We start from the raw sequence: 11,864 nt of genomic DNA on the forward strand, positions 1-11,864 counted from the left end.
TATAAGTGGTGGGGTTAGGCGGATTTGAACCGCCGGCCTACAGATTAGGAATCTGTTGCTCTATCCAGCTGAGCTATAACCCCAAAAGCTATTTATATTTTATAATTATTTATTTAAAATATCAAGTTAAATAATGGGTTTTTAAACTTAAAATTTGCGTTCAACCTGAGCTTCGATCAGCTTTTTTAATTTCTTTTTTGCTTTGTTATCCGGTAATTGATCCAGATATTTATGGACTCTGTTGATAAATTCAAGTAAAATTTCTCTACTTTCTTCCAGAACCCCAGAATTTTTTACATCGAAAATAATTTCTTTAATAATCCTGTCATCAAGTTGAATTTTATTATATTCAGCATATTTGGTTTTGTATTTATCCTTATTAAGCAGTAAAATTACCGGTAGAGTAATTACTCCCTCTTTTAAATCCTGAGCCAGTATCTTTCCGGTAGCTGCCTCATCACCTTCAAAATCTAATAGATCATCCTGAATCTGAAAAGCCATACCTATTTCTAAGCCTACTTTATATAACAAATTAAGTTTTTTACCTCTAATCCCACTTGTATAAGCACCTAAATAACTGCTTAATGCAAAAAGCAGAGCTGTCTTATGACGAATCCTTCTGTAATAATCTCTAATCCCAATCTGAAGATCAAAACGCTTTTCAGACTGTTCAATTTCTCCTTCACATAGAAGTCGAACATTTTTATTCATTTTTCTTAAGGTTTTTTTATCCAGATATTCAAAGAAGATATCAAAAGTTCGGGAAAGCAAAAAATCTCCAATAAAAACTGCTTCTTTTTTTCCGAATTTACGCTGAGCAGTTTCCTTTCCCCGCCTGAGTTCTGCATTATCGATAATATCATCATGGACCAGTGAAGCCATGTGGAGCAGCTCAATTCCACTTCCCAGCTGCAGCATTTTTTCTTTATCATAATCTCCAAATGAAGCTGCTAAAAACATCAAAAATGGTCTCAGCTTTTTTCCCCCACCACTAATCAGATCTTCAACAGCCTGGTTAATTATTGGTCGTTTTGAACTTGTAATTTCTAAAATATTTTCATTTAATTTAGAACAAATTTTCTGATAAAGCTTATCTTCAATCAGCAAATTTCTCACCTTCAATTACATTAAAATCTGAATCATTTATCTCTACAATCTCTTTCAAACCCGAAGATAGATAAACTTCCAGCTCTTCTGTTATAAACATAACATCAACATCTTCCAGATTCTCAATAAATTTCATTCCACGCTCCAGTCCCATCACATAAATAGCTGTAGAAAGAGCATCAGCATCAAAGGAATTTTCACTTATTATACTTACACTGAGCAGATTATTTTCTGCCGGATATCCAGTTTTTGGATCTAAAATATGATGATAAAGTTTACCATCTTCTTCAAAATATCTCTCATAGTTGCCTGAAGTAACAATTGTCTTATCAACAGCATCAACAATTGCCATTACATTTCCTCGACCCTCTCTTGGATCCTGGATTCCAATCTTCCAGGGTGAACCATCAACTTTGTTACCGATAACAAGTACATTTCCACCCAGATTTACAAAAGCATGATCTATCTCGTATTCCTGGACAACTTTTTTCACTTCTTCAGCTGCATAGCCCTTGGCAATACCCCCCAGATCAATTTTTACTCCAGCCTTTGTTAACTCTGCTGAATTATCATTTAATCTTAAATGTTCATAACCTGTATTGGCTAAAGCATCTTTGATCTCAGACTCCTCAGGGACAGCAGCATTTTCTGTCCCAACCCCCCAGAGTTCAACCAGAGCTCCAATTGTTGGATCAAAATCTCCAGCAGTTAATTCTGCATATTCCAGTGCCTTCTCTAATACCCTTTTACTTTCTTTATCAATTTCAATTTCAGTTTCTGGATTATTGTTCAGCTGATAAATATCACTTGTTTCTATGGTTTTACTCATCAAATTTTCAATTTCTCTGATTCTTTCCATACTTTCTTCAACAGCAACTTCTGCATTTTCTCCATGGGCCCGCATCTGGACCAGAGTATCCATCAAAAATACATTATCTTCTGCCTGGGGAATGTCTTCTCCATTATTTCCACAGGCTGTTAAGAATATTAAAGATACTGCAAGTATAGTTAAAAAAATTGTTTTTTTGTTTTTGAACAAAGTATCACATCCCATTTATTAATAGTTATTCTATAATAAAGTTAATTTTTACACAAGATAATAAAGACTAATCCCGGGTAAACCACTTACATTTTATCATAAATGCTTAACTTTGCAAATAACTATTCTGAGTAATTCACTAAGAAATTTGCAATTTATTTTTATTATGCTATAATTATAATGTGATAAAAATAACTCATGACTTTTTTTAGTAATCCATGTGAAATTATATATTAAATCTTAATAAAACCGGTCATGAAAAAATTACTCTAATAAAATTTAAGAAATACAAATATTAAAGGAGGTAAAAAATTGAGTAATAACATTATAGTACTTGGAGCAGGATATGGTGGAGTAACCGCTGCCCAAACTCTCCATAAAAAGTTAAAAAAACACCCTGACTCTACAATTACTCTCATTGACAGGAATTCGTATCATACCCTGTTAACAGAATTACATGAGGTGGCAGGTAAGAGGATTGAAGAAGATGCTCTTGAAATTGATTTAGAAAGAATCTTCTCATCAACTCGAGTCAATATAGTTCAGGACGAAATCAACGATATCGATTTCGAAAATCAGATTTTAAGTTCTGATGATCACCAGTACAGCTATGATTATTTAATTATGGGAGCCGGAAGTAAGCCAAGCTCCTGTGGAGTTGAAGGTGTAGAAGAACATGCCTTTACTCTCTGGTCAATGGATGACTCTAAGTCTATCAGAAGACATGTTGAAAAGTGTCTACAGGAAGCACGAATGACAGATGATCAGGCTGAAAGAAAGGAACTGCTTTCATTTGCAGTTGCCGGTGGAGGTTTTACCGGTGTCGAAATGGTTGGTGAATTAATTGAATGGCTTGATGAATACAGTAAAGAATATAATATCTCGCGAGATGAAATAGAAATTTATAACTTTGAAGGTCTTGATCAAATACTTCCAAATCTCAGTGATGAACTGGTTAAAAAAGCAAGTAATTATATGAGAAAGAAGGGAGTTAATGTTAAGACAGGTGAGTTTGTCGATAAAATAGAAGAAAATAAATTAATTTTAAATGATGGCTTAGAAGTCAAAGCTCGAACCATCATCTGGACCTGTGGGGTAGAGGCAGCTGACTTTGCTGCAAATTCTGGTCTGGCTACAAGTCGGGCAAATAGAATTAAAGTTAATAAATATCTGCAGACAGAAAGTTATTCCAATGTCTATGCTATTGGTGATAATGCAGCAGCTCCCTGGAATAATGATCAGATTTTACCTGCTTTAGTGGAATCTGCACAGCAGACAGGTGAATGTGCAGCTAAAAATATTATAGCTGATATTAAAGGTGGCTCCAAAGAAGAACTTGAAGCTAATTTACACGGAGTAATGGTTTCAGTTGGAAGCAGCTATGCAGTAGCTGAAGTAATGGGCTTATCTTTAACAGGAATTCCAGCTATGTTTATGAAACATTCTGTTAACATGTTCTACCGCTTTGAAATTGGTGGATTAAAAGAAACTTACAGTTTAATTACTGATTATATGAAAGAACAGGCTTCTCACAAAGGATTACTGCCAAGTCTATTTGGTTTTGTCAGTGAGACTTCCAGATCACTCTGGCTGGTTCTTTTACGTGTTTTTGTTGGAATCATGTGGCTGTATGAAGGTTATACTAAAGTAAGAGATGGCTGGCTGCAGAGTGGAGATTATCTGGTTTCTGGAGCTTCATCATCACCGATTGGCGACTATGCTGTCGGCTGGTATGTCTGGTTAAACGAGGCTGTAATCTTTAAGTTCCCTCTCTTCTTCCAGACTGTTGTAACTTTAAGTATGATCGGAATCGGGCTCTCTTTAATCTTTGGTTTATTTGCAAGTCTGGGTGCCTTAGGTTCGGCTGGATTTTCAGTTAACTTTTTACTGGCCGGTCAGTATGCACACTGGTCCAGTGACTGGCCCGGACACTTTAGTCCCCTATTCTGGTTCTTCTTTGCTTCAATTGCTTTAATCGGTTCCGGACGCTCCTTTGGCCTGGATTATTATGTTCTGCCCTGGCTGAAGAGTAAAATCTGGAGTAGACCAAAAGATAAAGATCAGGATCTGCAGAAAGTAGTTAAAAAGTAAATTAACGATTAATTTATTCTTGATAAGTAAATTAAATAAGAAAAAAGCAGGAGCTGAGTTAAAGCTCCTGCTTTTTTTATCTTTTATTTGTTTTCAGCAGCAGTTTTTCTTAATAAATAATTCTAAAACAAATATTTTAAGCTAACTAAAAAATAATCTATTCTATTTCTGGCTCCATAAAATAATTTTTTAAGTTTGCCCTGATTCTGCTGCAGCCTCTTTTCGTCTAAAGCAGCTGCAAAATAAAGGCGATCCGAATGATTTTTGCCCGTAGCAAAGCTAAAAGCATTGTAGACATCTACAGCTTTAAAACCACTATTTTTAAGCAGTCTTAAAATAGTTTCAATTTTATATCCCCGCTCACTGTGAGTCTCTTCAAAACAGGGAAGCTGGTCATTATCCGGACAGATTTTTAACTTCACCTGCCATAAATTCTCTTTAGCCTTTACAATATCCTCCCAGAAGCATTCATAACTATCTCCCTCAATCACAAATGATTTTTCTTCAATAGTATTAATTCTGCCAACTGAATTCATATCGAAGATGAACAAGCCATCATTATTTAAAGATCGAGCAGCACTTTCAAAACAGCCCTGCAGTTGATCAATATCAGTCAGATAATTAAGGCTGTCAAAAAAAGAAACAATTAAATCAAATTTATCCTTAAAATGAAAATCAGTCATGTTTTGAGCTTTAAAGTTAACAGTTAAATTTCTCTTATTTTGTTGCAGCTGATAGAATGAATTGTTATTTTGGACATTAAAGTTACTAAATTTTTGCGAGTTATAAAGTTCAGCCTCTAACTTTTCGGCAGCTTTAGAAAGCATCGCTGAAGATAAATCGAGAGCCGTGATTCTATTCAGTGACTGCATCTCAATTAATTTTAGAGTCATATTTGAAGTGCCGGAAGCAAGCTCCAGCGCTGACTCAGGCTGGTGCTGATAATATTTTAATAAATCCCCTAAATAGCGAAACCAGTAATTATAAGGAACATTTTTCATTACATCATCATAAATTTCAGCAAAATATGTGGTATAACTCTGCTCCATTTTTAGCCCCTATCTTTTGCCAGCTGCATTAAAAAATCAAGATATTCATAAACTTCTCTGCTTCCTTCTCCAGTCTGGGCAGAAAAGAAAGTAAAATTATCTTCATCTGTTAGATTTAATTCTTTATAAATCAGTTTTTTCTGTTTGAATTTTTTATTGTTGGAGATTTTATCTACCTTGGTGGCAGCAATTAAATAACTTAAGCCACTGGCCTGCAGCCATTCGACCATCATTTTATCATCTTTAGTTGGTTTGTGGCGGCAGTCGATAATTTGAACAACTCCGATTAAATTTTCACGATAGTTTAAATAGGTATCAATTAACTCAGCCCAGTCATCTTTGACTTTCTGCGGCACATTTGCAAAACCATAGCCGGGTAAATCAACCAGGTAAAACTTATCATCAATATTAAAATAATTAAGAGATTGGGTCCTGCCGGGAGTATTACTTGTCCTGGCCAGCTTTTTCTGCCTGGTGATTCTGTTGATTAATGATGATTTACCAACATTTGAGCGGCCGCTAAAGGCTACCTCAGGCTGCTGCAGCCTGGGGCAGTCTTCATATTTATAGACACTTTTATAAAATTCAGCATTACTGATCTGCATGATTCTCATCCTCTAATAACAGGATATCCATTACCTCATCCATATGGGAAACAAAAGTTACATTTAAACCTCGGGTAATTTCTTTTTCAATTTCTTTAAATTTATTTTCATTTTTCTTAGGTAAAATAAAGTTATTAATTCCTGCTCTGCGGCCAGCCAGTATTTTTGTTTTTAAACCACCGATCGGCAGCACTCTACCTCTTAAAGAAATTTCTCCAGTCATTGCATAATCGCCGCGAACTTTACGCCCTGTTAGAGCTGAAGCAAGAGCAATTGCAATTGTAATTCCTGCAGATGGACCATCTTTAGGAACTGCACCCTGAGGAACATGAATATGGATATCATATTTCTTATAAAAACCATCAGTCAGATTTAATTCATTCTGCTTGGAGCGGACATAACTTAAGGCTGCCTGGGCAGACTCTTTCATTACATCACCTAAAGAACCTGTTAGGGTTAATTCTCCCTTGCCGGGAACAACAGCTACCTCGATATCCAGAATATCTCCACCTGCCTGGTTATAGGCAAGACCGGTAGCTACCCCAATCCTATCTTCCAGATCACTTTCCTGATGTTCATAATCTGCCAGTCCCAGATATTTTTCTACACTGTTGACTGCAACCAGAGCCTTATGATCTCTACCTTCAACAAACTCCTTTGCTACTTTACGGGCGACAGCAGCCAGTTTGCGCTCTAGATTTCTTACGCCTGCTTCTCTGGTATATTCTCTTATTACCTTTAAGATAGCATTTGAAGAAATATTAATCTGATCTTCTTCTAAACCATGATCCTCATAAATTTTAGGCAGCAGATGTCCTTCCGCAATCTTTAGTTTCTCATCTTCTGTATAGCCGGGAATCTCAATTAGTTCCATTCTGTCCAGAAGTGGTGCTGGAATAGTGTGAGCCACATTGGCTGTTGTCACAAATAAAACCTGAGAAAGATCAAACGGTACTTCCAGATAGTGGTCTCCAAATTCCTTATTCTGCTCTGGGTCTAGAACTTCAAGCAAAGCGGATGCTGGATCTCCTCTAAAATCTGAACTCATCTTATCAACTTCATCCAGCAGAAAAACTGGATTTTTGCTTCCGGCATCACGCATAGCATTAATTATTCTACCGGGACGGGAACCAATATAGGTCCGGCGGTGACCTCTAATTTCTGCCTCATCTCTAACTCCACCTAAGGATAGACGGACAAAATCCCTGTCCAGAGCTCTGGCAATTGAACGTCCAAGCGAGGTTTTACCAACACCGGGAGCACCTACCAGACATAAAATTGGACTCTTTTTAGCTGGAGCCATCTTGCGGACTGCCAGATATTCTAAAATTCTTTCCTTGACATCTTTTAAACCATAATGGTCTGTTTCTAAAATCTCCTCTGAATTTTTGATATCAATTTCTTCTTCTTTTTCTTTATTCCAAGGAAGATCTAAAACACAGTCTAAGTAATTACGAATGACTGTAGCCTCAGGTGACATATTTGGTGTTCGATCTAACTTTTCAATCTCTTCTTCCACTTTTTCAGCCACATTTTCCGGCAGATCAGCCTCTTCCAGTTTTTCGTAATACTCTTCTATTTCATCGCTTGAACTCTTATCTTCGTCAAGCTCATCCTGAATAACCTTCATTTTTTCTCTTAAATAATATTCTTTTTGATTTTTTTCAACTTTCTTTTTGACTCTTTTATTAATATCCTGCTCAATTTTTAAGACTTCAATCTCATCCTGCAGCAGGCTCAGCATTTTTTCCAGCCGCTGAATAATATCTGTTGCCTCCAGCAATTCCTGGAGCTGCTGATATTTCAACTCAACCTGCGAAGAAATGACATCAGCCAGCCGCCCGGGCTCTTCAATATTACTTGCTGACATAATTGTTTCAGCTGGCAGATTGCGGTTATATTTAATATATTTTTCAAACTCTTTAACTACAGTTCTCATTAAAGCCTTAACATCAGTAGTAACCTCAACTTTTTCTTCCGGTCGACTTTCTGCTTCTACCAGAAAATATTCTTCTGTGTCAAGATAATCAATAACTTCCGCTCTCTCCAAACCCTCTACAACCACTTTGATCATGCCGTTAGGAAGCTTAACCAGCTGCTTTACCTCAGCAATTGTGCCAAACTGATAAATATCGTCTATCTCAGGCTCCTCTACTGTTTCATCCTTCTGAGCAGCAATAATAATTTTCTTTTCCTCCATCATTGCTTCCTCAAGGGCAGCCACAGACTTATCTCTGCCTACCAGTAAAGGAATTACCATATGTGGAAAAACAATTACACCCCGTGATGCAAGTAGAGGTAGTTCCATAACTTCTTTAATTTCATTTTCTTCAGACATTTATTTTCACCTCTATCAATTATATTTAAAAACTTTATTCTGATAAATTCATCTACTTTAATAATTCTGGATTCTTTAGTTTTCCCCTCCAAAATCATTCAAAAAAACGAAAGAGATAATACCACTCACTCATCAGGAGTAATATTATCTCTAGATCATCTCTCATAGCTTAAGAATATTAAAGAGTATACTTTATTTAATCTTTTGGCTGTTAAGCGCTTTCTTCCTCTTCCAGACTGTCATCCTCAATCTCCAGAATAGGATCAGCATTTTCTTCTATAACTTCTTTAGTAATAATACACTTTCTAATTTCAGGTCGTGATGGTAACTCATACATAATATCTAAAACAGTATTTTCAACAACTGATCTTAAACCTCGAGCACCAGTATCACGCTCTAAGGCCTTAGCAGCAATTGCTATTAGAGCATCATCTGTAAATTCAAGCTCAATATCATCCATTGCAAAGAACTTCTCATACTGTTTTACTAAAGCATTACGAGGCTCTTTCATGATTCGCACCATATCTTCTTCCTCAAGCTGATCTAAAGTTACCTGAACCGGCATTCTACCAATAAATTCAGGGATCAAACCATAGTGCAGTAAATCCTGAGGCTGAATATGCTTTAGAGTATCTCCAATATTTTTATTCTCTTCTTTAGTTTTGATATCAGCACCAAAACCCATTACCTTTTCGCTAATGCGGGAGTCAATTAATTTCTCCAGACCATCAAAAGCTCCACCAGCAATAAAGAGAATATTGGTTGTATCTATCTGAATAAATTCCTGATGAGGATGCTTACGCCCACCCTGTGGCGGCACACTGGCAACTGTACCTTCTATAATTTTAAGCAGGGCCTGCTGTACTCCTTCACCGGAAACATCTCTAGTAATCGATGTATTTTCTGATTTGCGAGCTATTTTATCAATTTCATCAACATAGATAATACCCTTTTCAGCTTTTTCTACATCATAGTCAGCAGCCTGAATAAGTTTAAGCAGAATGTTTTCCACATCTTCTCCTACATATCCAGCCTCTGTTAAAGATGTAGCATCAGTTATTGCAATTGGTACATCAATTATTTTAGCAAGAGTTTGAGCCATCAGTGTCTTACCACAACCAGTAGGTCCAACCATCATTATATTACTCTTTTGTAATTCAACATCGTCAACCATCATATTGGAGTTGACACGTTTATAATGATTATAGACAGCTACTGATAAAGATTTCTTGGCTCTTTCCTGACCTATTACATATTGATCTAAATATTCTTTTATCTGTTTGGGCTTTGGAACACTTTCAAATTCAAGTTCCAATTCCTCGTCTAATTCTTCTTCTACAATTTCATTACAGAGCTCTATACATTCATCACAGATATAGACTCCTGGACCGGCAACTAATTTCTTTACCTGATCCTGGCTTTTACCACAAAAGGAACACTTTAGTTCCCCATCTTCGTGATCGTGATCGCCAAATTTGAACATTATATCACCTCTCGGGCTAAATTACTTTTCCTTTAGTTCGTTACGAGTAATTACTTCATCAATCAAACCATAATCTACAGCTTCTTCTGCAGTCATGAAGTAGTCTTTTTCTACATCCTGAGCAATTTTTTCTGAATCCTGACCTGTGTGTTTGCTGAGAATATTGTTCAGCAATTCTCTAATTCTCATTAACTCTTTAATGTGGATTTCAGCTTCAGTTGCTTTTCCCTGTGCTCCACCGGCTGGCTGATGAATCATAACTCTTGCATAAGGAAGAGCATAACGCTTTCCTTCAGCACCAGCAGCTAAAAGCAGGGCACCAGCACTTGCAGCCTGTCCCATACCAATTGTTACAACATCAGGTTTGATATACTGCATTGTATCATACATAGCCAGAGCTGCAGTTACTGAGCCGCCCGGACTGTTTATATATAAATATATATCTTTATCTGGATTATCTGCTTCTAAAAAGAGCAGCTGTGCAATAACAGTGTTTGCTACATCATCTGTTACTGGTGAACCCAAAAATACAATTCTATCCTTTAAAAGTCGGGAATAAATATCATAAGATCTTTCCCCACGATTAGTCTGTTCAACTACCATTGGAATAAGGCTCATCGTTTAAAACCTCCCTTTATTTTTTTGTACCTGGTACCCGAAAACGATTTTTGTACCTGGTACCTGTATATAATTATATCTAAATAGCTAATGAAAAACAGTTATTGTTTAACATTCTAATCAAAATTTAATTATTTTCGATTAAGAAATCAATAGTTTTTTGTCTTCTGATATCTTCTTTGAGCTGAGAAAGCTGTCCCTGCATCTGCAGAATAGCTTTAATTTGTTCTGGATCCTGATCATGCATTTCTGCAATCTCATTTACCTCATCTTCGATCTCGTCATCTGTAACTTCAATATCTTCTACATCAGCAATAGCTTCCAGAACTAAAAGTTCCTTTGCTCTCTCAGAAGCTGTTTCTTTATTCTGTTCTCTCCAGCCTTCTTCGTCCATACCCATATACCCAAGGTAATCTTCTACATCCATACCCTGCTGGGAAATAGACTGAGATAAACGCTGGAACATTTGATCAAGCTGCTCATCTACAAGAGTATCAGTCATATTAACTTCAGCGTTTTCACTTGCTTTTTTAATTAATTCTTCTCTAAAGTTATTTTCAGCTGAATTTTCTTTCTGCTCAGCTAATTCTTCTTCAATGCTAACTCTTAATTCTTCCATTGTTTCGTAATCACTTGCTTCTTTAGCAAAGTCATCATCTAATTCCGGTCTCTGCTTAACTTTAATTTCTTTAAGGAGTACATCAAAGGAAGCATCTGCTCCAGCAAGATCATCTGCATGATAATCTTCCGGGAATGTTACTTCTACAGATTTTTCTTCTCCAACCTTCATTCCAACTAACTGTTCTTCAAATCCTGGAATAAAGCTTCCGGAGCCAATTTCTAAACTGTATTCTTCTGCAGAACCACCAGGGAATTCTTCCCCATCTACATAACCGGTAAAGTCAATAATTGCAAAATCGCCATCCTGCAGTTCTTCACGCTCTGCAGTAGTTAGCTGGCTGTGTTCATCCTGCAGTTTTTCCAGACGCTGAGCAATTTCTTCATCTTTTACATCAGTATCTTCTTTTTCAATACCTAAACCTTTATAATCACCAAGTTCAACTTCAGGTTTAACCTCTACTATTGCAGTGAAAGTAGCAGCCTCTCCCTTGGAGATATAAAAATCTTCTATATCAGGCTGTGCTACAGGCTCAATATCTGCTTCCTCTACAGCTTCACTGTATCCCTGAGGAATCAGAATATCAAGTGCATCTTTATGCAGAACTTCTTCCCCAAATCTCTGTTCAATAATTTTGCGGGGAGCTTTACCCTTTCTAAAACCAGGAATCTCTATATCTTTAACTACCTGACGATAAGCCTGCTCAAGTGCCTCATCTACCTGATCACTTTCTATTTCAACTTCCAGTTTAACTTTATTACCTTCCAATACTTCTTTTTTTACTTCCATTAATATTCCTCCTAACTGATATTTAAATAAAACTTTTAAAAAAACTCTCTATATGTTAATAATCCCCGATCTGGCACCGGGCCAATATCGGGGGTCAATGACAGAATTATTAAATGGTGCGAAAGG

General features: G+C 36.6%; 9 protein-coding genes and 1 tRNA gene. 1 reads left to right on the forward strand and 9 read right to left on the reverse strand.

Annotated elements, in window-relative coordinates; all coding sequences use genetic code 11:
* Positions 1 to 6 precede the first annotated feature (6 nt).
* The 3 genes from CI949_RS11205 to CI949_RS11215 form a co-directional block, all read right to left on the reverse strand.
* A tRNA-Arg gene (locus tag CI949_RS11205) sits at positions 7 to 83 on the reverse strand.
* 64 nt (positions 84 to 147) lie between these two features.
* Positions 148 to 1,107, reverse strand: coding sequence for a polyprenyl synthetase family protein (locus tag CI949_RS11210; protein WP_133531278.1), 960 nt, complete (start codon positions 1,105 to 1,107; stop codon positions 148 to 150).
* The gene (locus CI949_RS11215; RefSeq protein ID WP_290766526.1) at positions 1,097 to 2,146 is read right to left on the reverse strand and encodes an FAD:protein FMN transferase; all 1,050 of its coding nucleotides are present in this window, start codon (positions 2,144 to 2,146) and stop codon (positions 1,097 to 1,099) included. Before CI949_RS11215 ends, CI949_RS11210 begins: the two co-directional genes overlap by 11 nt.
* A gap of 312 nt (positions 2,147 to 2,458) precedes the next feature.
* Here CI949_RS11215 and CI949_RS11220 point away from each other — a divergent pair, with 312 nt between their 5' ends.
* Positions 2,459 to 4,237 carry an FAD-dependent oxidoreductase gene (locus CI949_RS11220; protein WP_290766528.1) on the forward strand — a complete coding sequence of 593 codons (1,779 nt, stop codon included), beginning with the start codon at positions 2,459 to 2,461 and terminating at the stop codon, positions 4,235 to 4,237.
* A 122-nt stretch (positions 4,238 to 4,359) separates the two neighbouring features.
* Here CI949_RS11220 and CI949_RS11225 read toward each other — a convergent pair whose 3' ends face one another.
* From CI949_RS11225 to tig, 6 genes are all read right to left on the reverse strand, one after another.
* A complete protein-coding gene (locus CI949_RS11225; protein ID WP_290766530.1) occupies positions 4,360 to 5,286 on the reverse strand; it encodes a class I SAM-dependent methyltransferase in 927 nt (308 codons plus the stop codon).
* 2 nt (positions 5,287 to 5,288) lie between these two features.
* Positions 5,289 to 5,891 (reverse strand): ribosome biogenesis GTP-binding protein YihA/YsxC, encoded by a 603-nt coding sequence (gene yihA, locus CI949_RS11230; RefSeq protein WP_108141254.1) that lies wholly within the window; start codon positions 5,889 to 5,891, stop codon positions 5,289 to 5,291.
* Complete coding sequence (gene lon, locus CI949_RS11235; RefSeq protein ID WP_290766534.1) at positions 5,878 to 8,229, reverse strand: endopeptidase La; 2,352 nt, start codon at positions 8,227 to 8,229, stop codon at positions 5,878 to 5,880. Before lon ends, yihA begins: the two co-directional genes overlap by 14 nt.
* A 211-nt stretch (positions 8,230 to 8,440) precedes the next feature.
* On the reverse strand, positions 8,441 to 9,712 hold the full coding sequence (clpX, locus tag CI949_RS11240) for an ATP-dependent Clp protease ATP-binding subunit ClpX (RefSeq protein ID WP_290766537.1): 1,272 nt from the start codon (positions 9,710 to 9,712) through the stop codon (positions 8,441 to 8,443).
* A 21-nt stretch (positions 9,713 to 9,733) separates the two neighbouring features.
* On the reverse strand, positions 9,734 to 10,330 hold the full coding sequence (gene clpP, locus CI949_RS11245) for an ATP-dependent Clp endopeptidase proteolytic subunit ClpP (protein ID WP_290766540.1): 597 nt from the start codon (positions 10,328 to 10,330) through the stop codon (positions 9,734 to 9,736).
* Positions 10,331 to 10,457: 127 nt separating this feature from the next.
* Entirely contained in the window at positions 10,458 to 11,738 is a 1,281-nt protein-coding gene (gene tig, locus CI949_RS11250) for a trigger factor (RefSeq protein ID WP_290766543.1), read from the reverse strand.
* Between the last annotated feature and the right edge of the window lie 126 nt (positions 11,739 to 11,864).

Source organism: Halanaerobium sp., from assembly GCF_003070835.1.